This window comes from Halobacillus aidingensis (assembly GCF_900104185.1).
GTDB classification, from domain to species: domain Bacteria; phylum Bacillota; class Bacilli; order Bacillales; family Halobacillaceae; genus Halobacillus; species Halobacillus aidingensis.
This window is the reverse complement of record NZ_FNIZ01000030.1, coordinates 1-21,381: the sequence shown is the minus strand read 5'-3', so window position 1 is coordinate 21,381 and position 21,381 is coordinate 1. Positions and strand designations below refer to the sequence as shown.

The following is a 21,381-nucleotide window of genomic DNA, read 5'->3' as shown; positions in this document are numbered from 1 at the left end:
ACAGATCTATGAATAGTGTAACGGCTAACGCGTGTCGCTTCCTGGTATATTTATGAAAAAAGAATGACAATGTGTCGAAGATATCATTAGCATACCCGGATCTGTCAATGGACATCGAAGGGTTTATCTCCCATTTTTCGGGGAAAACTGAAATTGTAAAAAGATTGGATTACGGAAAGGAGCTTTCCATTGAATCAAGAAGAATTGAAAAAGAAGATCCACGAAGTCATGGAGCAACATAAAGTTGGTACGCTTGCCACAGTGAAAAATAATAAACCCCATTCGCGTTATATGACGTTTTGGAATGATGATGAGTTCACTTTCTATACCCCAACGAACAGAGAGACTCATAAAGCGGATGAAATTGAAGCGAACCCACATGTCCATATCCTTCTCGGATACGAAGGGGAAGGCTATGGGGATTCGTATTTAGAAGTCGAGGGACAGGCGAAGATTCGTGAAGATCAGGAGATCAAAGATAAGTTATGGAACGATCACATGGACCGCTGGTTTGATGGCAAAGATGACCCTGAGTATGTGGTACTTGAAATCATGCCGGAAAATATACGCTATATGAATCAGGGGCAGGAAACACCTGAACGTCTTGATATGTAAAAAGCAAAAAGTGGTCAGCTGCTAGGGCTGACCACTCTTTTTATTGGAGGGAACAAGGTTCGTCTTCATATTCGATTTCCAGAGTGATGTGCTCGAGTGAAATCGGATGTAAGATTTCTTTGACCTCCTCTTTCACTTTACATATCTCTTCCTTTGTCGCTTCTGCACGCACAACGATGTGAGTGGAAAAGGCATGATTTTCCCCATCCATTGACCACAGGTGGGTGTGATGAGTGGATTGAACATCAGTCAAATTGTTAATTTTTCGTGAAAGCCCCTCAAGGTCAACCCCAGATGGGACACCTTCAAGGAAAAGACGCATCGTCTGGATGAGATTTTTCACCACATTATATAAGATGAATAATGTGATTCCAATGGAAGCGATTGGATCCAAAATCGGCACATCAAAAAACAGCATAACAATACTGACTCCAAGGACGGCTACCCAACCAAGGACATCCTCAAGCAGATGCCATGTCATGACCTTCTGGTTCATGGAGTCCCCGCCTTTAAGCCGGAAAACGGCTGCGCCGTTAACGAGAATTCCTAAGATGGAAAGAGCGATCATTCCTCCTGCATTCGGCTGCTCGGGGTTTAAGACTCTGGGTACGGCCTCTGTCAAAATGAAAATGGATCCGACAATCAGGACCACGCTGTTGATCAAGGCCGCTAAAAGAGAGAAACGCCGATACCCGAAAGAAAAATGATCCGATTGTTCTTTTCGGGAAAACTTCTGTAAAAACCAGGCGAGACCGAGAGAAAGAGAGTCCCCGAGGTCGTGTAAAGCATCGGAAAGAATCGCCATACTATTTGTTAGTAAACCACCGATCAATTCAATGATGGTAAAAAAGAAATTCAGGAAAAAAGCGGTTTTGATTTTACCGGTAGTTGAATCGATATGATGGTGGTGATGATGATGTCCCATAGTGCTCACCCTTTTTCAATACATGATTATATGCTCATATATATAACGTATGAAAGATGAAGAGTATTGTCAATCCTTTTAGGTTTTACCTGCATAAGGAAGACTATGACCCTCCATTAGATCATTCATCGCTCATGATAAAGTTCAGGGACACGAGCCCTGAACTTTATTTAATGGATTGATTTTAATCGATAGGATAGAACCTACGATGGATCGAGTAATAATCGAGCTTGTTACCTGTCACCGTTGATAATCTCTCCAGTGCCTCCAACAGGAAGGTTTTGTCCAACTCGTAGATGACTTTTGTTTCGATATGGTCGATGGTGTTGCAGGCGAATTCCCATAGCATCTGGTGCTTAGAGCTGTCGATCGATTCGGCAACCATCGCAATGGAGTCGACGAGCTCCGTGATAATCAGATGATTGTCACGAGCATAGTGCCGAATATAGCCAAAGCCGCGGTAGATGTAGGACTCAAAGGATTCAGAAAGCAGAACCACTCGGACCTGCTTTTCGTTATCCATCAGGTAAGGAGTGAATGTAATGTAATCCTCTACGGTAAGCATCAACTCAGCCATCTGGTGGATGGTGTTGGTAGCGGTTTTCGGATCGTCATTTCCAAGAGATTTAATCGCGATTTCGGCTAGTTTGTGCATACCCATTTGAATATCTTGCAGTTCTGTTTCTTTGTAATCAATAATGACCATCTTGCAATATTTTTCTTCATCAATGTTTTCAGCACCAGGTCCCCAGTAGCTGATCAAATTGTTGCTTTTCAAAATATAATCGCCCACTTGGGCATGAAATTGAATGATGATGTCATCTTTTCTTGCTTCTTCAATCATCTTCTTATAATCGACAAGCTGAATGTATCCAGATTTAATGGCCCCGATAGGTTTCGCCTTCGATCGTTCAGCTTCCCTCAAGTCCCCTGGTTCTTCAGTCCGGTACTGTTCAAGGTCTTTCCTCAAGGTCTGGTTGATGATTTTCTCGGAAGAATGTTTCATTGTATCTGTGATATTGTGCACTTGCATCCAAGTTGTTGCATGGTTGATAAAATAAATGAATGTAACGGAAGATGTGAAAGCAAGGAAAATTGTGACGATCGGCACCGCTACGAAGAATTCGTGCCTTGTATTTCCGATAAATAGGAACACGAGCAGAACATAAACAAAATTACCATTGAATATCCCAAGTGCGTGCTGTGTCCTGCGGTCTGCGACGAAGTTGAGAAGCATCCTTGGTGAGAACTGACCACTGAATGTTGTCAAGACGACGAGCAAGGAGTTCAATGTGAATGCGCTCAGAGTCAGAATACCACCAATGAGTGTACTGACAAGCATCCGGGTAATATCTGCGTTGATTCTGAACACTTCAAACGTATACTGTTCGATTTGAAAAACGATATCCAACAACAGGGTGACCACAACAAAAAATATGGACAATAATATATAGTAAAAAGGCATGTACCATAAGGTCATCTGCATTTCATGCTTACGCTGCCGTTTAGACATTTTCGCATACTTTTGTATCGATACAGGTAACAACTTTAAAAACATAGGGGGCCTCCTTTCTGACTAAGAATTATAATCGTAGTTTCCCCTTTGTCAGAATCAATAAAACGAGAATAGGATATTTTTCTACAAAAACTTTCTGATTTAAAAAGAATTAGCCATTCCGCTGTTACGATCCAATCATCAGAAAGATGGACATGAAGGGTGTCATTTCGTTCACTTTCATAGACTGAATTTTTGTCAGCTCAAGAACGGTGAGGTATATTGAGAATAATTATGGAAAAGGAGGATCCATCATGAACTGGGTACATAAAACGTTCGCTGAACTTTCAAAGCAGGAATTATATGAGATTTTGCAAAAAAGGGTCGAGGTTTTTGTCGTTGAACAGGAATGTCCTTATCCTGAAGTCGATGGAAGAGACGAAGGTTGTTTACATATATGGATGGAAAAAGAACAGGAGATGGTAGCTTACTGCCGCATTGTCCCACCAGAAGAAGATGAGCAGTACCATAGTATAGGCCGTGTGCTCGTTAAAGAAGGGCATCGAGGGTGTGGCTATGCCCGTCAAGTGATGGACCGTGCAATCCATGTGTTGAAGGAAGATTATAAGGTCCACCACATTTGGCTCCACGGCCAGGAGCACTTGCGCCATTTCTACGGTTCTTTTGGATTCAAAGAGGTTTCAGATGTCTACCTTGAAGATGGGATCCCGCACGTGGATATGCTGATGGAAGTCTAAATCGTTTCGATTCCTCTATAACCGGGAATGATAACTTTGTGAAAAGTTTCCGAATGGAGGTTTTGAAATGAGTCCGCAAACATTTACTAAACAATACATCAATGGTCAGTGGAAGAGCGGTTCCAGTGAGAAATATGTAGATAATGTCAACCCTTATACACAGCAAACGATTGCTTCGATCCCTTCTGCAAATGAAGATGATCTTAACGAAGCCTACGAGGCAGCTGTAAATGCTCAGGAGTCATGGATGACGACTCTTCCTGCTAAAAAGCAGACGTATTTTGATCAACTATTGAAAGTGGTCCGTGAGAGGAAAGATGAAATTATCGATTGGCTCGTGAAAGAAGCGGGCAGCACGCTTGTCAAAGCAGAGGTAGAATATCAGGCAGCTGTCGGCATCATTCGGGAATCGGCCAGTTTTCCGACGCGGATGAGCGGCCAGATTTTACCGTCCAACACACCAGGCAAGGAAAACCGGGTGTACCGTTCTCCGAAAGGTGTCATCGGCGTCATAGGCCCTTGGAATTTCCCTTTTCATCTAGCGATGAGGTCAATTGCTCCAGCTTTAGCGACCGGGAATACCGTCGTCGTTAAGCCGGCGTCTGATGCACCTGTTACATCAGGGTTGTTAATTGCCGATCTGTTCGAAGAAGCAGGTTTCCCAGAGGGTGTGATCAATGTGGTCGTCGGTCGAGGATCAGAAATCGGAGATGCTTTTGTGAAACACCCGGCAGCGAAGCTGATTTCATTTACAGGCTCGACGGAAGTCGGCAGCCATATTGGTGAACTCGCAGGGAAATATATTAAGGAGACAGCCCTGGAGCTAGGCGGGAACAATGCCATGATCGTCCTTGAGGATGCGGATATTGATCAAGCAGTGGAAGCGGCGGCTTTCGGAAAGTTCCTGCACCAAGGGCAGATTTGCATGTCGTTGAACAGAATCATCGTCGAAGAGAGTGTTCATGATTCGTTCATCGAAAAATTCAAAGAGAAGGTTGAGAGCCTGAAAGCTGGCGATCCTTCGGAGAAAGATACTGTCATTGGCCCACTCATTAACAAGGATGCCATAGAGCGGATTCAGGAAGATGTAAAAGAAAGTGTTGGCCGAGGCGCTGAAATTCTCACAGGTGGGGAGACAGATGGCAGTGTCATGCAGCCGACCGTTTTGACGGGTGTAACGAGCGATATGCCGATTGCAAAGAATGAAGTCTTTGGCCCTGTTGCTTCCGTGATCCAAGTTTCATCTGAACAAGAAGCGATCAAAGCGGCGAACAGCTCTCCATACGGATTGAGCGGTTCTGTATTCACTCGTGATGTCCATCGAGGAGTGGAAGTAGCCAAACGTGTGGAGACGGGGATGATTCATGTGAATGATCAGTCCGTAAATGATGAAGCACACGTCGCTTTTGGTGGTGAAAAAGAATCCGGTCTCGGACGTTTCGGAGGCGAATGGGCTTTGGATAAATTCACAACCGTAAAATGGATCGGCGTGATGAACGGTTATCGCGAGTTTCCTTTTTAAATCGAATAGGAAAAAGCAGAAGCTCAGGAAATGGAGCTTCTGCTTTTTTTAAGTTCATTTATCAAATATTCCTGTACTTCCCATTTCGGTCCGGATTGTATATATCCATTCAATTTTTCAGCATACTTCACAGCTTCTTCTTCTTGAGGGAAAACCTTGTCTCTACGATCAATGGGGTCTTTTAAAACTTCTAATAAACGATCATCTTTTCTAATAAGCGTATACATGTGAATCCCTCCTGTACAGTCCGCGTAGGATATTTGTATAAGATAATTAAAATACATTTTGAACAAGTATTCAATCTTTATTTTTAAAAAAATTATCCAACGATCAGACTTGTTTCGACAGAAGCAGGAGATTAGTATACGCTTGCGCTTTATGATTGAATTATGGAAGCACTTGTTATAGTGAAAGAATAAAAAGACAGTACTTTCGAGTTGGAAAGTACTGTCCTTGATCTTACTTCTGCTTAAATGCTTTGAATCGTTTCACGGCATCCCGCAATGTTTCTTCCGAATTGTTCAACCCGATGCGCACATAACCTTCTCCGTGCGTACCGAAGCCGATTCCAGGGGCAACGAACAACCCTGTCGATTCCAATAAATCATCCGCAAAGCCTTGGGAGGTATAGCCATCAGGTACTTGCAGCCATGTAAAGAAGGAACCTTGGCAGGGGGCGACATGATACCCAGCTTCTTCTAAACCGTGGACGAGAAGGTCGCGTCTTTTTTCATAGGTTTCGGCAAGATCTGTGACACATTGTTGGGAACTCAATAAGGCAGTGGCTGATGCTTTCTGCAATCCGCCGAAAATACTGCAGAAGTAGTGATCCTGGATGACCTCAAGCGCATGGATGACGCTTGGGTTACCGACAGCAAAAGCGACACGCCAGCCGGCCATATTGTAAGTTTTAGACATTGTATAAACCTCAACACCGACATTTTTCGCACCTTCGAATTGCATAAAGCTGAGCGGTTTGTTCCCATCAAATCCTATGGCCCCATAGGCGAAGTCGTGAACGACACAGACATCGTTCTTTTCTGCTTCCTGGATGGTTTCTACAAAAAAGTCCTCACCAGCCATAGCTCCTGTCGGGTTATTGGGATAGTTTAGGAACATGAGCTTTGCTTTTTCCCAGCTCTCTTTATCAATTTCACTGTAGTCAGGCAAAAAGCCATTCTCTTCGCGAAGGGGCATCGACTTCATTTCTGCGCCGACCATTTCAATGCCGGACCAGTAATCCGGGTAACCGGGATCGGGAACGAGCGCGACATCCCCTGGATCAAGGAAACACTGGCTAAGCTCAACGAGCCCTGTTTTGCTTCCAGGCATAATGGCGACTTCTGTTTCAGGATCAATGTCTACGTCGTATTCGCGCTTGTAAAATTCAGCTACGGCTTCCTTTAAGAACTCATAACCGTGGAAGGGGGGATATTTGTGGAAATCCGGGTTTTCAGCCGCCTCCTGTAAGGACTGCACAATGTGGGAGGGGGTGGGTTGGTCAGGGTTTCCCTGCCCTAAGTTCAAGGTGTCATAACCACGATTTTTGTAAAGATTTAATTTATCGATCATAGTTGCGAAAAATTGGTCCGGAAGCCGCTGTATGGCTTTGGATGTTTGGAATTGCTTCATGTCCTTCACCTCGAATGATTTTTTTGAAAAGTCGTACAAAAAGATAATATCGTTAGTTTAACATGAGAGAAGTTTGAGTGGGAACCATATAGGCAAAGAATAAGAGAATAGAAGGTACGTAAAAGGAGTGATTGGGATGGATTTCGTTATTATCGGAGGAGATGCTGCAGGGATGAGTGCAGCGATGCAAATTGTAAGGAATAGTGAGGGGCATTCGATTACCGTGTTGGAACATGGAGGGATCACCTCTTATGGACAGTGTGGCCTGCCGTATGTATTAAGCGGGGATGTCGAGTCTACAGAAAACCTCATCGCGCGTGACCCTGAAACGTTTCGCGAAAAGTATGGCATTGATGTCCGTACCTATCACACGGTAACGGAAGTGGATTGCGATCATAAAGTCGTATACGGAAAAGATCATGAGGATCAGGGGTTTGAGTTGTCCTATGATCGTCTGCTCGTAGCTTCCGGTGCAGCACCGGTCATGCCTCCATGGGAAGGACGGGAGCTTGAAGGGATTTACACACTAAAGACCATTCCCGATATGAAGGAGATCATGACAGCGACTACAAAGGAAAAGGAACATGTGACCATTATCGGCGGTGGGTACATAGGGCTTGAAATGGCGGAAAGCTTTGTGTCGATTGGAAAGAAAGTACGTTTGATTGACCGCGGACCTCAACTGGCGAAAATTTTCGATGAGGATATGGGGGAGATGGTCCATGAAGAAGCCGAACGGAACGGTGTGGAACTACACCTCGGTGAATCGGTCGAAGGATTCAAAGGGGAGCAGCATGTTCAATCGGTTATCACGGATAAAGGTGAATATGAATCCGACCTTGTCCTTGTCGCCGTAGGAGTGACGCCGAACACCTCCTTTATGAAAAATACGGGCGTGTACAAAGGGATAAACGACGCGATTGCCGTGAATGCTTTTATGGAGACAAGCATCCTGGACATCTATGCTGCCGGGGATTGCGCCACCCAGTATCACCGGATCAAGAAAAAGGATGATTATATTCCATTAGGCACACATGCCAACAAACAAGGGCAGATCGCAGGACTGAACATGATTGATCATAGAAGATCGTTCCGAGGGATTGTGGGTACGTCGATATTGAAATTCTTTGATTTAACGCTTGCCCGCACAGGTCTTTCTGAACGGGAGGCTAAGAACGAAAAGATTCCATTTAAAAAAATCACGATTGAATCCACACATGCCGCCGGCTATTATTCCAAGCAAAATTTGCTGACATTGAAAATCATTTATCATGAGCAAACCGGTCAGTTGCTCGGGGCTCAAATCATTGGAGGTCAGGGAGCTGATAAACGGATCGATGTCCTGGCCACTGCTCTATTCCATGAAATGTCGATCGATGAATTAGAAGACTTGGATCTTGCTTATGCACCTCCTTATAACAGCGTGTGGGATCCTGTGCAGCAAGCAGCCCGTAAAGCAGACTGAATCGTGTAGGAAGTTCTTCGTGTATGGTAGGATAGGAATGAAGCACCATACAGGAGGATTCATGCTGTGAATACAGATTTATATAAAAAGGCGGAAGCATTCGTTCGCCAATACCATCAGGAGCAACAGCTTTCTGGTACAGATGAGAGGCTCAAGGAAATCGAGCAGGAAATTGGTGAGAAGGGAAGCTATACGCACACCTATCCCGAGCTTGAATATGGCGCCAAAGTCGCCTGGCGGAACAGCAACCGCTGCATCGGACGTCTCTTTTGGAACAGCTTGAAGGTGTTTGATGCCAGGCATGTCGATACAGAAGAAGACATGCGCGATGTACTCTTTGAACACTTGGATTATGCCACGAACGGGGGGCGTATCCGCTCGACGATTACTATTTTCAAACCCAAAACCTCGGAGCGAGAAGTGCGGGTTTGGAATCATCAACTGGTCCGTTACGCCGGTTATGAAGAGAATGGAAGTGTAATTGGAGACCCCGCTTCTGTAGCGTTTACGAAGAAATGTGAGAAGCTCGGCTGGAAAGGGGGCGGCACGTCGTTTGATGTATTGCCTCTTGTCGTCCAAATGGATGGACGGGAACCCATGTGGTTCGAAATCCCTGCAGACAAGGTCTTAGAAGTACCACTTCGTCATCCCGAATATGCTTGGTTTGAAGACTTAGGCATGCAGTGGTATGCCGTCCCTGTGATTTCTGATATGCGACTTGAAATCGGTGGACTTGATTATACAGCCGCCCCGTTCAACGGTTTTTATATGGAAACAGAAATCGGGGCCCGTAACCTCGCTGATGACTTTCGGTATGATTTTTTGCCCGCCGTAGCGGAAGCCATGGGGCTTGATACGAAACGGAATTCATCCTTGTGGAAGGACCGCGCTTTGATTGAGCTTAATCAGGCTGTCCTGTTTTCTTATCAATCCGAAGGGGTAAGCCTTGTCGACCATCATACAGCTGCTCAACAGTTCCATCAGTTTGAGAAAAAAGAACAGTCGTGCGGACGTGAGGTCAAGGGTGACTGGACATGGCTCATCCCGCCCGTTTCGCCAGCAGCGACACACATCTTTCATTCGGCATACGAAAACCGGATGGACACACCGAACTATTTCTACCAAACTCCGGCCTATGAAAAAAATCCTTCCGAGTGATTCGGAAGGATTTTTTGTCTTAATTGTGGGTGGTATCGACTGAATATGAAATATATCAATCAAATAACGGATATATCAATTAAAAATGCGATAAATCAATTAAATACAAGATATATCAACTAAAGATGATAAATATCCATTCGATGATCTAGTAAGAACTCATTCATACAAGTCCGGACGTCGGTCTTGAAAAATAGGGATCTGCTCGCGAATCGCCTCGACAGCTGTGAAGTCGACTTCGGCATACACGATTTCTTCATCAAAACCACCTTCAGCCAATACGTTGCCCCACGGGTCTACAACGATTGAATGGCCTCCAAACTCATTGTTTTGATCAGCACCTACACGGTTGCAGGCGATGACGAAGCATTGATTTTCAATCGCCCGGCTGATCAATAGATTCCGCCAATGCTCAACCCGGGGTTTTGGCCACTCTGCAACGACAAACAACCCGCGCGAACCATCCAGCATGTGTGTTCTCATCCATTCAGGGAAACGGATATCATAACAAATGACACCGGCCACAGGCACCTCACCAAGATTGAAATTCCCTTTTTGGTTCCCTGATTCTAAAAACTTTTCTTCATTCATCAAACGGAACAAATGGGCTTTCCGGTAGTTGAACAGCCGATCACCTTCAGCGTTATAGGCAACGAAGGTGTTGTAAAACTTACCGTTTTCTTCTTCAGCGATGGATCCTGCAATGGTGACCTTGAGTGCCTTTGCTAAAGAAATCAAGAGCTGATGCGTCGGACCCTCGAGTGTTTCTGCTATTTCTTCAAAACGGGAAAGATCATAGCCTGTCGTCCACAATTCAGGCAACAAGATGACCTCGCTTCCTTGTGCGGCAGCTTCTTTTATTTTCTCCTTTGCAAGTTTACGGTTCTCTTCAGGGTTACCGAAGACGATGTCCATTTGAATAATTGCTATTTTTGTTGTCATCCTATCACCTCATTTTCTTCTTAGTGTATCAAAAAATTCTGACGTTTCCCTAATATTTTCGATTAGGATTTTACCTGGATGATGAGATTTCATCTCTTGCCTTCATTCTGTGTATCGAAACAAACCGCCCATGCTACAATAAACATAAACCGCTATTCAACGATATGGCAGGATTGTGAAAGACTCGATTTCTAGATGTTTTTTGAGTGGATGGGGCTGCGGGGAGTGACTCGCCCACGGAAAGCGAGACGTTTTCCCAGGCACCATCCCTTCAGACAAACGTCTCGAAACTGAGCCGTCCACAAAAGGGAGCATATATGAAAGAAAGAGTAGAGGTATGAAAAAGGAAGTGGGATTATGTTTGAGTTGTTTCTTCCGATGCTTGAAAGGCTTGGGATTATCGTAACGGTTGCTTTCATTATTACTCGCTTCCGTTTTTTCCGAGAGCTGATCGATCAAAAAACGCTGGACCAACGTCAGCGGTACATGGCGATCGCTTTTTTCGGGTTGTTCGGAATCATTGGTACATATACAGGTATCACTTATAATACAAGTTCCCTTGATTATGGACGCTGGGCTTATAACCTTGTCGAATCGGAAGCACTGGCGAACTCAAGAGTGATTGGAATCGTGGCAGCCGGCCTTTTCGGTGGTTACCGCATTGGCATAGGGGCCGGGATCATTGCTGGTTTGCATCGTTTTTCCCTTGGAGGATTCACGGGGGTCGCTTGCGGGATATCTGCTGTGGTAGCAGGAATCATTGCGGGTTACTTCCATAAAAAAGGGGAGTCTTTAAAACTGAAGACAGCTTTATTTGTTGGGGCCCTTGCAGAGACGGTGCAGATGGGGATCATCCTTCTTATCTCTGATCCATTTCCGCGTGCGTGGGCCCTTGTCCAGGAGATCGGAGCCCCCATGATTGTAGCGAACGGTGTCGGTTCCGCATTGTTCTTATTAATCATCCGCAATGTTCTTCATGAAGAAGAGAAAGTCGGAGCTTTGCAGGCACAAAAAGCACTGAAATTGGCAGAATCGACGGTCTCTCACCTGCGAAAAGGGTTGACGATGGATTCTGCAGAAAAGGCGTGCCAGATCATTTATGGGGAAGTTCAAGTGAGTGCGATTTCCATGACGGATAAACAAAGAATCCTTGCTCATGTTGGACAGGCCGATGACCATCATAAGGCGGGAGAGCCGATTCAAACGGACGCCACTCGTGATGTCATTGAGACAGGAGAGCGTGTTGTAGTCAGTCATGAAGAGATTCAATGCCAACAGGCGGACTGTCCACTTGGAGCAGCCGTCATCGTTCCATTGAAGAAGCGTCAAGAAGTGGTCGGAACCTTGAAGTTTTACGTTTCGTCACAAAAAGAAATCTCGAATGTTCTATTGGAATTGATCCAGGGATTGAGTGCCCTCCTTAGTCAGCAGCTTGAGCTTGCTGATGCTGAAAAAGCACAAGAACTTGCTCGTGAAGCGGAAGTGAAGGCCCTGCAGGCACAAGTCAATCCACATTTTTTATTTAATTCGTTAAACGTCATCGTTTCGTTGACTCGTACGGAACCTGATCGAGCAAGAGCGCTGCTTATTGCTCTTTCCAAGTTCTTCAGGCAAAACCTAGGGGCGACCACCAAAACCTGGACGTCTTTAAAAGAAGAGTTGAAACATGTAAAGTCCTATCTTCTCATCGAAGAAACGCGTTTTGTCGATCGCCTCCATGTTCACTATGATGTTGATGAATCAGCGTTATCAGCACGAATCGCGCCTTTAACCCTACAGCCCCTGGTCGAAAACAGCATCAAACATGGGATTAAAGACCAGGAAGGGGGAGCGGAAATCACGATTTGTGTCCGTAGAGATAAAGAAAACGTCAACATCAGCGTAGCGGATAACGGAAAAGGAATTGAACCGATGAGGTTACGCAACTTGGGAGAACAATCAGTCACGTCAGAAAGAGGGACGGGGTTCGGGTTATATAACGTCAACAAACGTTTAGAATACATGCACGGAAAGAGTGCGAAGCTAAAAATTATGAGCGAGCAAGGAAAGGGGACAACCATTGCATTTACGGTCCCTCTTCATGAAAAGGAGACAGGGTCATGAACGGAAAAATTACGGTGCTCATCGTTGATGATGAGCGCTTCAGTCGGGAAGAATTGAATTTTTTGCTAAAACCTTACGAGAGCATTGAGGTTGTAGGGGAAGCGGGATCAGGAGATGAAGCAGTCATGCAGACGTTGAAGCTTCAGCCGGATGTCCTTTTTTTAGATGTGGAAATGCCGAAGATGGATGGGATGGCGGTAGCGAAGGCAGTTCAAGAGCTCAAGAAGGTTCCAGAGATCGTTTTTGCAACCGCATATCCAGATTTTGCGGTCGAAGCCTTTCGTCAGAAGGCGATCGATTACTTGCTCAAACCTTTTGATGAGGAACAGTTGAGTGAAACCGTGGAAAGAATAGAGAAGAAATTGAAGCCGGTAGAAGAAAATGTCGTTAAACCTCCTTCTAAGTTGGCAGTTGAAGTGGAGGATACGATTGAATATCTGGACCCCTCTGAAATTATGTACGTACACAGGGAAGATCGGATTACAAAAATCGTCGGCAAACATAAGGTCTATGAAACGAAAGATGCGCTCAAAGAAGTGGAGAAGCGGCTCCAAGGCTTCTCTTTCTTCCGAATTCATAAAAGTTATCTTGTGAACTTGGATTACGTCCACAGGTTAACTCCGTGGTTCAATGGAGCCTATCAGTTGGAACTGCAGGAGACGGAGGAGAAGCTTTCCGTCAGCCGGAACTATGTGAAGGAATTACGTAAGAAGCTGGAGTTGTAATTTATCGTTGTATTTCAATCCTCTTATACGACATCTTGGACATTAATTCTGACATGTTAAACAGAAAATCCTCTTTTGGAAGCGTTCTCTTGATATATTTTATGTAAGCGATTACAGACGAACGCGAAAAGGAGGAAATACAATGATTACTTTTCTAGTGAGTATTGCACTTTTAATTGTCGGTTATCTTACGTACGGTAAATATGTTGAAAAAACGTTTGGCGTCAACACAGGTCGTGAAACGCCTGCTTATTCTCATGGTGACGGTGTCGATTACCTGCCGATGGGAGAAAAAAAGAATGCGTTAATCCAGCTCTTGAATATCGCGGGTGTAGGTCCTATTTTCGGTCCTATTCTTGGAGCTTTATATGGACCGGTCGCTTTCCTATGGATTGTGTTTGGAGCCATTTTTGCGGGAGCTGTCCACGATTATTTAACGGGAATGATCTCCATCCGTAACCGTGGCGCCCACCTGCCTGAGCTTGCAGGGAAGTTTTTAGGGAAAGTCATGAAGCACGTCGTCAATGCGTTTGCGATTCTTTTGCTTGTCCTTGTAGGAACTGTCTTCGTTACAGCACCTGCCGATCTTTTACACAACATGACGAGCAGCTGGCTTGCTCTTCCTGTCATTCTGCTTGTGATTTTCGCTTACTATTTGTTAGCGACGATGCTTCCGATCGATAAAATCATCGGACGGTTTTATCCAATTTTCGGTGCCCTTCTACTCATCAGCGCGATTGGAGTCGGAGTATCTCTTATCGTAACTGGAGCACCCATCCCAGAATTGTCATTTACGAATATGCATCCGGATAACGCACCAATATTCCCACTATTGTTCTTAACGATTTCTTGTGGTGCTCTGTCAGGATTTCACGCGACACAAACCCCTATCATCTCAAGAACGACACAAAGGGAAAAACAAGGACGTCGGATTTTCTACGGAATGATGATTGCTGAAGGAATCATTGCCATGATCTGGGCTGCTGCGGCTATGAGCTTGTTCAACGGTTCTGCAGGACTGAATGAAATCCTTGCAAGTGGAGGACCAGCAGCTGTTGTCAGTGAAGTTTCCATCGCTATGTTAGGCGCTGTCGGTGGTACACTTGCTGTCCTTGGTGTCATCATACTGCCAATCACATCTGGAGATACAGCATTCCGAAGCGCCCGTATGATTATTGCGGATTATATTAAAGTTCCACAAAAGAAAATCATGAGTCGTGTTTGGATTGCACTTCCATTGTTCGTCATCTCATTTGCATTGACACGGATCGATTTCACACTTCTATGGAGATACTTCTCCTGGGCGAACCAATCGACAGCAGTCATCGCGCTTTGGGTAGGAGCGATGTACTTGTTCCTATCCCGTAAAAATTACTTCATTGCCGCCGTGCCTGCAACGTTCATGACCATGGCCACATTCACCTATATCTTGAACGCGCCGATCGGATTCGGCCTGGATCTGAATGTTTCCTACGTTGTTGCAGCCATCGGCACCGTTGCTGTTGTCACTGCCTTCATCATAGCCGCCCGCCGCGGATTACAGAAGGATATTCCATTAGAAGAAGAGTTGAAACAAACGGCCTAATGTTAAAGAGCACTTACTTTTATAAAAGTAGGTGTTCTTCTTTTTTCTATAGGCATTTATTAAGGAGAGTTGAATGTTGAGCATCTCTATTATGTCGAATACTCAATGAACGATGTCGATTTCCTAAATAGCATGGTCGAATACTCAATTAGCGGTGTCGAATTCTAAAATAGCGTTGTCGAATTCTTCATTATCTCTGCCGAATACTCAACTAATACAATCACTATCTTCTCCCCTCGTATGGGAAGGTCATGTTTTTCTTGGAGATGAAAGGGTATCCTTTATAGGGAAAGGAGAGATTGTTGTGGAACAAGAAATCCAAGAGAAACAAGGAACATTTTATATAGGAGAAGAACAGGAACCGAAAGCTCAGCTTCTATTTGAAGAGAATGATAATACAATGGTCATTACAAGTACTTTCGTTGCCCCGTCTGAGCGCGAAAAAGGTTTGGGTGCAGAATTAATTGATTATGCCGTGAACTACGCACGCAAACATAAATTAAAAATAGACCCGGTCTGCTCCTTCGCCCGGGAAGTTATTGAAAAAACACCGGAATATCAAGTGGTGTTAAAAGCTTAGAGGGGGAGTTTCTGATGGTGAAAATCAGGGAACCTGAGGAAAAGGATTTGATGCACTTTACAAGGTACAGCATCGACTTTCTACATGTGACGAGCTCAGAAAGGCTGACCAATGAAGAAGTGAGGAATCGTAAGTATTGGGCGGCAGATCAATTTTTAGCAAAGAACCCGAAACAGAAGCTGCTGGTTGCTGATATGAATGGAAGAATGATCGGATATGTCCTTGGCATTATCGAGGCCCATGGGGAAGAGGATGTGTATGGATATGTCAGGGAAGTATTTGTGGATGAATTTTACAGGCGGGAAGGCATTGGTACAGAACTGTGTGACGAACTAGTCCAGTGGATGTATGAACAGGAAGCAAAAGTCATCCAGGTAAGCCTTAGACCTCATCAGAATGGGGTGAGTGAATTCATCCGCAAAATCGGTTTTTCTTCTGTCAGCACCCTTTATGAATATCAAGCAGAAGGATAAAGGATGTATTGGAGAGGAGATAGAGAATGAAAAAGGCTATGCTGATCGTCAATCCTTCTTCAGGAAAAGAGGAAGCCGTCGATCATGTTGAACAAATCGAGCACATTTTATCGGAAAAAGGATACGAAGTGGAAGTTGCTCAAACAGAAAAAGAGTTGGATGCGACAAAGTACTGCCAGAACGCCTGCAGAGGTGAGTTCGATCTCGTCGTTTCTATGGGGGGAGATGGCACCCTCCATGAGACAATCAATGGGATGGTAGACGAAAATCATCGCCCGCATTTGGGAATCATTCCACTTGGGACAGTCAACGATTTTGCAAGAGCCCTCGATATTCCACTGAAGGTTGAAGAGGCGATTGATGTTCTCCGTTCCGATCAGACAAAATCTGTGGATATTGGGAAGTTTAATGACCAGTATTTTGTTAACATCGTGGCAGTGGGGGCCCTTGCTGAAGCGACATATGAAGTGACACCTGAACAAAAAACGAAATTTGGTCCGCTTGCGTATATGATGGAAGGGATGAAAACCTTGACCCAGCATAGCAGTTATCCCATGCGGATTGAATATGACGATAAGGCATGGGAAGGGGAATCTTTTCTTTTCCTAGCAGCTTTAACGAATTCAGCAGGTGGATTTGAAAAATTATCTCCGGAAGCGAAAGTGAATGACGGGAAAATTCACGGGTATATCGTACCTAAAGTGAATATGATTCGTCTTGCATCCATCGTTTCAGCCATTCTTAGAGGTGGACTTAAGGATGAGCAGGACGTGGAATACTTCAAAGCGGATCATATCCGTATCACATCGGAAGAAAACCTGGTCACGAACGTCGATGGAGAAGAAGGAGATTCCCTTCCTGTGGAGTTGTCCGTTCTTCCATCTCATATATCCGTCGTTGTAAAATAAGTAAAGGCTGTCATGTGTACAGCCTTTTTTCTGTGCCATACTAGGAGTGAATGAGGTGCATCTATGAAGAAACCAGATATGGAAGATTACTTACAGGAAGGCATTTATGGAAGCCGGCAAACAAAACCAGGAGAAAGAAAACAATACCTTGGTACGTTAAGAGAACGAGTCTTGATCGCTCTGACGAAGGGTCAGGTGATGCAGGAGAAGGGGCAGGAAGAGTTGGTGGCTCTGATGAAAAGCTATCAAGATGCCAACCTGCTTTTGAACGGAGATGTGAGCTACCGGTTTTTATCTCCCTACATGGATTTAGCCGAGAAGCATAACATTCATCATTCGACCGTTTCGAACCAGGAAACACATTCAGAATTCGGGGCTGTCCTCACATTGGATTATGCGATTGAAAAAGAGCATATAAGGATTGAAGAACAAAAGGAAGTCGGAGAGTCATCTGAGCAGAACAGGTGGACAGACTTTTTCAAGTCTCTTTTTAAACCATCAAAATAAAAGGAAGGCTGCGGATATCCGCAGCCTTTTTTCACACGTCCCTCTAGCATAGAGAGGCCAATTTTATTTGTACTGATTCAAGAATCTTGCCAGCCCGACGATAATAATAGCAAAAGAAAAAAGTATCATTGCAATGTAGCCGGCGTAGAACAAGAATTGATCGAAAAAGTTCCCAGCAGTGTCACCGATGCTGTAAAGCGCATACCCGGAAAGAAGAGCAGCTAAAAACAAGAACACACGGTTGTTGAAATCCATCTTTATTCCACCTCCTTTGTACTTCCAATATATGATGTACAAACGTGGAATATTTAGCTTTTAAAAAAATAATTTGCCGGCTTGTCCACACAAAGCACGGATCCTGTCTAAAATGAAGTCCTTATTCAACTATTTGGCAGGATTGTTGAAGACTTGATTTCGAGGTGCTTTGGGGGTCGTTGCTTAATTGAGCGTCAGGGGTGGCTGGGAAGCTACTCGCTTTCCTGTGGGGATGGCAGCAAGCCTCCTCGAGCTCCGCTCTGCGGGGTCTCGCCAGCCAATCCATTCCCCGCAGCCCCATCCACTCAACAAAAGCCTCGAAACTGAGTCTTCCACAAACGGAAGCTTTAGTGAGATAAAAGAGGATAAAAAAAGCCCCCTTTTGAATGGGCAAAAGGGGGTGATGGTACGTGTCTTTTCATTGAAGGGAGACAGACCATGAAATCTACAGGTTATTTTTCCTGGCGGGGAAAAATAATAGGGTGATTCGACGTAAGAGACAAAAGAGAGTACTTTAGTAAGAAATGAATACAAATAAACAAATAAACCATGTGCAGAGTCGTGGACAACCAGCACGACAGCGCACGAGCACGATTCAGTATCTCTTTTGCTATTCCTTATTGTATCACCTTTTCCCTTGTTGCTGCTTTGGGAAAAAAACGTTCAAAAATGATAACTGAATAGAGGTTTTAAGAAAAGATTTTCTCAAGTTTTGACTACTATTGGTAAATTGTAAAATATATTCAGAAGAGTGATTGTTGAAAAAGCATGAATCTTGTACACTTGAACTATCAACTATATGGAGTGGAGCACATGGATGTCAGTAAAATCCAACTAATGATTCAAATGCAGGCCATGTCTATGTTAGGGAATCGGAATTCGAACACTTTTTCAGGCGGAATGCAGGATATGACGTTTCAAAGCCTGTTGAATGCAGCGATGGATCAATCGTTTCGTGCGAGCGGGCCTTCTGTGCCAAACCGCCTTACACAACCAGTGAGCAGCCTTACAGCTCAGCAAGTACCAGACCCTGTGGAGAAAAGCCATGAAGGGAATAACATTGCGAATGTAACTAGTGGAAATGCGGCTGTAGATCAGCTCATAAAAAAAGCCTCAGATCGGTATGGGGTCGATGAAAAATTGGTACGGTCTGTAGTGAAGGCTGAATCAAACTTCGATGCTGGTGTTGTCAGTCATGCAGGAGCTCAAGGGTTGATGCAGCTTATGCCCGCTACAGCGAAGGGCCTTGGTGTTACAGATCCATTTGACCCTGAGCAGAACTTAATGGGCGGGACAAAATATTTAAGGCAAATGCTCGATCGTTATGATGGCAATACCGAGTTAGCGCTTGCTGCTTATAATGCTGGTCCTGGCAATGTAGACAAGTATGAGGGTGTACCCCCTTTCCGGGAAACGCAAAATTACATAACTAAAATACTCGGAAGAGCATAAAGGAGCGCGAGGTCTTATAAAAGAGCCCGCGCCTTTTTATATCGAAAGGAATATCAGCCTGATTAACTTAAAAACGGTATTGCCTACTTATCTGGTTCAAGTTCCCGACTCATCTGCATGTATTGATTAAAGACGACCGTCATCTCTTTCAGGCGGTTCCGTACGTCTTCGTCTATGAGCTCTCCTTGTGTTGAAAAGTGATTCGTGTGTGTATATACGTAGTTCGGTGTTACCATGCACCGGAAATAATTCAGGATCGGTTTTAATTGATTTTCTACAACGAGGTGATGTTGCAAAGTTCCCCCATTAGCGACAATCGATACGGGTTTATAACGCATGGCAAGGGGCGATACTGCATCAAATACGTTTTTCAAAGTACCTGGGATCGATCCTTGAAAAACGGGAGTAGCCAGGACATAAGCATCGGCTTCTTCAATTTCATGGATTAATTTCTTCATATCATCATTGTACTCTTCCGCTGGGCGGCCATCTACGAATTGAAGCTCGTAGTCCTCGAGATCAACGATTTTTGTGGTGTGGTCCGTTGGCAGCTGTTGTATATATTTTTCGATTTCATCAAGGAGCGTCCGGGTCTTTTTCCCGACGATGGTTCCGTTCAATAGTAGGATCTTCATGACAACTTTCTCCCCTTCAATTTTCTTTGAGCTATGTTATCGTATGCAGAAATTAATAAAATGGGCTATGTAGCTAATGGTAGTATGTGTTGAGATGGCCCGATTATCTTATGAAATTCTGCATGGCGGGTACAGCTCGAAGTTCAACCGTCTTCCTTCATGGCGGGTAAGCGTGAATCACCGTAACGGTTGGAGTATATGTGGAATAGTCTCTTTTCTTTTTATGGTAAAGTATACGTCTTATTTAAGCAATTGTGAGGATTCTGCTTGCTTTATGTCGATATAAGAAGGGTATAATAGGGGGAGGAGGGAAGGCGATGATCCGTTTATGGCGAAGAGTTAAGTTTCTTTTCAATGTCAGAAAATCGGTGCCGTTTCTTGTGCGATTTTTCAAATCAAAAGATGTGAGTACCGGAAAAAAAGGGTTTTCCGTTATACTTTTAGTGGCTTATCTTCTTTTTCCATGGGACATCATCCCGGATTTCCTCGTGTTTTTCGGTCTTGTCGATGACCTTGCTGTTTTCACTTACATTATGCAATGGATGGTGAAGATGGCTCCTGCGGACTTGCAAAAGGAGTACCGCGTCTATGATGAATAGAAATGTTTAATCAACGGCAAGATGAGGAATGTAATTGTAGTAGATTCAATAATTAGTCAAGGAGTGATGGATAATGAGTAAAGTAATGTTTACCGCACATGCAACAGCCCAAGGTGGACGAAATGGCCATGTTAAGTCAGATGACGGTTTAATTGATTTGAACCTTTCCATGCCTGGTGAAGGTGATGAAAAAGGATCGAACCCAGAGCAACTGTTTGCTGCTGGTTATTCCGCTTGCTACGATGGAGCATTAAACTTGGTTGCAAGTAAACAGAAGAAAGATATCGAATCTGAAATCACTGCTGACGTCAGCCTTTTGAAAGATGAATCAGACAATGGTTTTAAAGTAGGCGTTGTCCTTAATGTGAAAGTGAAGGGCGTTTCTCAGGAAGAAGCGGAATCACTTGCTGAGGAAGCTCACAAAGTATGCCCATACTCTAAAGCGACAAGTGGAAACATCGACGTTGAAATCAATGCGAGCGCCGTATAATAAATAACCTCTTCATCCCTGGTGGAAAATCCACCAGGGATTTTTATGTGTGCCCGGCATGGGCATAAACTCTAGGGTTCAAGTCCCGAACGGCGAAGGTCGTTGTAGCCGTTAGCTAAAGGCAAGGGTGTCCAGGGCGACCTGGAACCTGAAGGAAGCCGGAGGCAAACTTCTGCCCCGAGGAACACAAATCTCATACAAGGCTGTCTATCTGGGATGAGTCTGCTAACAAGATAAAGTCCCAACGACCAAAGGGGTAGGCAGTAAATGAGGCGGGGATATGGAAGGGAAGTTTATGCTCTTACCCGGGGAGGTCTGTCGGGAAAGCGAAGGACTCTTCGTAACCTTCTCAGTGATGAGGAGCTGAACCGGCAGAAGTCAGCCGAAGTCGTAGTATTTGGTAGCTTAAGATGCCAAAGAAGGACTGAATCAATTATGGAGAATGACGTCCAGGCGTTCATCCCCTCGTTGAAGCAGAAAACGAAACACCTTCTCAGGGAGGAAACGGTGAAGTCCGTGGGGGACCTGAGACAGGGCGGAGAGGCGAGGATGGCACA

22 protein-coding genes are annotated in these 21,381 nt (G+C 44.6%); 15 read left to right on the top strand and 7 right to left on the bottom strand.

The features are described from left to right. Window positions 1–189 precede the first annotated feature (189 nt). Complete coding sequence (locus BLS23_RS19750; protein WP_089654732.1) at window positions 190–615, top strand: pyridoxamine 5'-phosphate oxidase family protein; 426 nt, start codon at window positions 190–192, stop codon at window positions 613–615. A 40-nt stretch (window positions 616–655) separates the two neighbouring features. On the opposite strand, the gene BLS23_RS19745 is transcribed toward BLS23_RS19750, so the two are convergent. Further along, complete coding sequence (locus BLS23_RS19745; protein ID WP_089654731.1) at window positions 656–1,540, bottom strand: cation diffusion facilitator family transporter; 885 nt, start codon at window positions 1,538–1,540, stop codon at window positions 656–658. A gap of 184 nt (window positions 1,541–1,724) precedes the next feature. Beyond that, window positions 1,725–3,098 (bottom strand): DUF2254 domain-containing protein, encoded by a 1,374-nt coding sequence (locus BLS23_RS19740; protein WP_089654730.1) that lies wholly within the window; start codon window positions 3,096–3,098, stop codon window positions 1,725–1,727. 251 nt (window positions 3,099–3,349) lie between these two features. Between BLS23_RS19740 and BLS23_RS19735 the strand changes: the two genes are divergently transcribed. Together BLS23_RS19735 and BLS23_RS19730 are read left to right on the top strand one after the other, a co-directional pair. Then, window positions 3,350–3,793, top strand: coding sequence for a GNAT family N-acetyltransferase (locus BLS23_RS19735; protein ID WP_089654729.1), 444 nt, complete (start codon window positions 3,350–3,352; stop codon window positions 3,791–3,793). 67 nt (window positions 3,794–3,860) lie between these two features. Next, window positions 3,861–5,315: an aldehyde dehydrogenase family protein gene (locus BLS23_RS19730; RefSeq protein WP_089654728.1), complete on the top strand. Its 1,455-nt coding sequence runs from the start codon at window positions 3,861–3,863 to the stop codon at window positions 5,313–5,315. Between the two features lie 23 nt (window positions 5,316–5,338). Here the strand turns inward: BLS23_RS19730 and BLS23_RS19725 are convergent, their stop codons facing one another. Both BLS23_RS19725 and BLS23_RS19720 read right to left on the bottom strand, forming a co-directional pair. After that, entirely contained in the window at window positions 5,339–5,542 is a 204-nt protein-coding gene (locus BLS23_RS19725) for a hypothetical protein (protein ID WP_089654727.1), read from the bottom strand. A 232-nt stretch (window positions 5,543–5,774) separates the two neighbouring features. Next, the gene (locus BLS23_RS19720; protein WP_089654726.1) at window positions 5,775–6,947 is read right to left on the bottom strand and encodes a pyridoxal phosphate-dependent aminotransferase; all 1,173 of its coding nucleotides are present in this window, start codon (window positions 6,945–6,947) and stop codon (window positions 5,775–5,777) included. A gap of 136 nt (window positions 6,948–7,083) precedes the next feature. On the opposite strand from BLS23_RS19720, the gene BLS23_RS19715 reads away from it, so the two are divergent. Next, window positions 7,084–8,412, top strand: a complete 1,329-nt coding sequence (locus BLS23_RS19715; RefSeq protein ID WP_089654725.1) for an FAD-dependent oxidoreductase — start codon at window positions 7,084–7,086, stop codon at window positions 8,410–8,412. A gap of 66 nt (window positions 8,413–8,478) precedes the next feature. Further along, window positions 8,479–9,570 carry a nitric oxide synthase oxygenase gene (locus BLS23_RS19710; protein ID WP_089654724.1) on the top strand — a complete coding sequence of 364 codons (1,092 nt, stop codon included), beginning with the start codon at window positions 8,479–8,481 and terminating at the stop codon, window positions 9,568–9,570. A 159-nt stretch (window positions 9,571–9,729) separates the two neighbouring features. Here the strand turns inward: BLS23_RS19710 and BLS23_RS19705 are convergent, their stop codons facing one another. Continuing rightward, on the bottom strand, window positions 9,730–10,512 hold the full coding sequence (locus BLS23_RS19705) for a carbon-nitrogen family hydrolase (protein WP_089654723.1): 783 nt from the start codon (window positions 10,510–10,512) through the stop codon (window positions 9,730–9,732). Window positions 10,513–10,869: 357 nt separating this feature from the next. On the opposite strand from BLS23_RS19705, the gene BLS23_RS19700 reads away from it, so the two are divergent. The 7 genes from BLS23_RS19700 to BLS23_RS19670 all read left to right on the top strand — a co-directional run bounded on the left by BLS23_RS19700 (window position 10,870) and on the right by BLS23_RS19670 (window position 17,393). After that, window positions 10,870–12,615: a sensor histidine kinase gene (locus BLS23_RS19700; protein WP_089654722.1), complete on the top strand. Its 1,746-nt coding sequence runs from the start codon at window positions 10,870–10,872 to the stop codon at window positions 12,613–12,615. After that, on the top strand, window positions 12,612–13,340 hold the full coding sequence (locus BLS23_RS19695) for a LytR/AlgR family response regulator transcription factor (RefSeq protein ID WP_089654721.1): 729 nt from the start codon (window positions 12,612–12,614) through the stop codon (window positions 13,338–13,340). Before BLS23_RS19700 ends, BLS23_RS19695 begins: the two co-directional genes overlap by 4 nt. Window positions 13,341–13,482: 142 nt before the next feature. Beyond that, window positions 13,483–14,925: a carbon starvation CstA family protein gene (locus tag BLS23_RS19690; RefSeq protein WP_089654720.1), complete on the top strand. Its 1,443-nt coding sequence runs from the start codon at window positions 13,483–13,485 to the stop codon at window positions 14,923–14,925. A 304-nt stretch (window positions 14,926–15,229) separates the two neighbouring features. Further along, complete coding sequence (locus BLS23_RS19685) at window positions 15,230–15,505, top strand: GNAT family N-acetyltransferase (RefSeq protein WP_089654719.1); 276 nt, start codon at window positions 15,230–15,232, stop codon at window positions 15,503–15,505. 14 nt (window positions 15,506–15,519) lie between these two features. Beyond that, on the top strand, window positions 15,520–15,978 hold the full coding sequence (locus BLS23_RS19680; protein WP_089654718.1) for a GNAT family N-acetyltransferase: 459 nt from the start codon (window positions 15,520–15,522) through the stop codon (window positions 15,976–15,978). Between the two features lie 26 nt (window positions 15,979–16,004). Further along, entirely contained in the window at window positions 16,005–16,886 is an 882-nt protein-coding gene (locus tag BLS23_RS19675; RefSeq protein ID WP_089654717.1) for a diacylglycerol/lipid kinase family protein, read from the top strand. 63 nt (window positions 16,887–16,949) lie between these two features. Further along, window positions 16,950–17,393 (top strand): YueI family protein, encoded by a 444-nt coding sequence (locus tag BLS23_RS19670; RefSeq protein WP_089654716.1) that lies wholly within the window; start codon window positions 16,950–16,952, stop codon window positions 17,391–17,393. Between the two features lie 63 nt (window positions 17,394–17,456). Here the strand turns inward: BLS23_RS19670 and BLS23_RS19665 are convergent, their stop codons facing one another. Beyond that, the gene (locus BLS23_RS19665; RefSeq protein ID WP_089654715.1) at window positions 17,457–17,648 is read right to left on the bottom strand and encodes a hypothetical protein; all 192 of its coding nucleotides are present in this window, start codon (window positions 17,646–17,648) and stop codon (window positions 17,457–17,459) included. Between the two features lie 813 nt (window positions 17,649–18,461). Here BLS23_RS19665 and BLS23_RS22175 point away from each other — a divergent pair. Then, window positions 18,462–19,100 carry a lytic transglycosylase domain-containing protein gene (locus BLS23_RS22175; RefSeq protein ID WP_089654713.1) on the top strand — a complete coding sequence of 213 codons (639 nt, stop codon included), beginning with the start codon at window positions 18,462–18,464 and terminating at the stop codon, window positions 19,098–19,100. Window positions 19,101–19,183: 83 nt separating this feature from the next. Here the strand turns inward: BLS23_RS22175 and BLS23_RS19650 are convergent, their stop codons facing one another. Beyond that, window positions 19,184–19,735, bottom strand: a complete 552-nt coding sequence (locus BLS23_RS19650) for an NADPH-dependent FMN reductase (protein ID WP_089654712.1) — start codon at window positions 19,733–19,735, stop codon at window positions 19,184–19,186. Between the two features lie 317 nt (window positions 19,736–20,052). Between BLS23_RS19650 and BLS23_RS19645 the strand changes: the two genes are divergently transcribed. Then, on the top strand, window positions 20,053–20,334 hold the full coding sequence (locus tag BLS23_RS19645; RefSeq protein WP_089654711.1) for a YkvA family protein: 282 nt from the start codon (window positions 20,053–20,055) through the stop codon (window positions 20,332–20,334). A 73-nt stretch (window positions 20,335–20,407) separates the two neighbouring features. Continuing rightward, window positions 20,408–20,824 (top strand): organic hydroperoxide resistance protein, encoded by a 417-nt coding sequence (locus tag BLS23_RS19640; protein ID WP_089654710.1) that lies wholly within the window; start codon window positions 20,408–20,410, stop codon window positions 20,822–20,824. The last annotated feature ends 557 nt before the right edge of the window (window positions 20,825–21,381 follow it).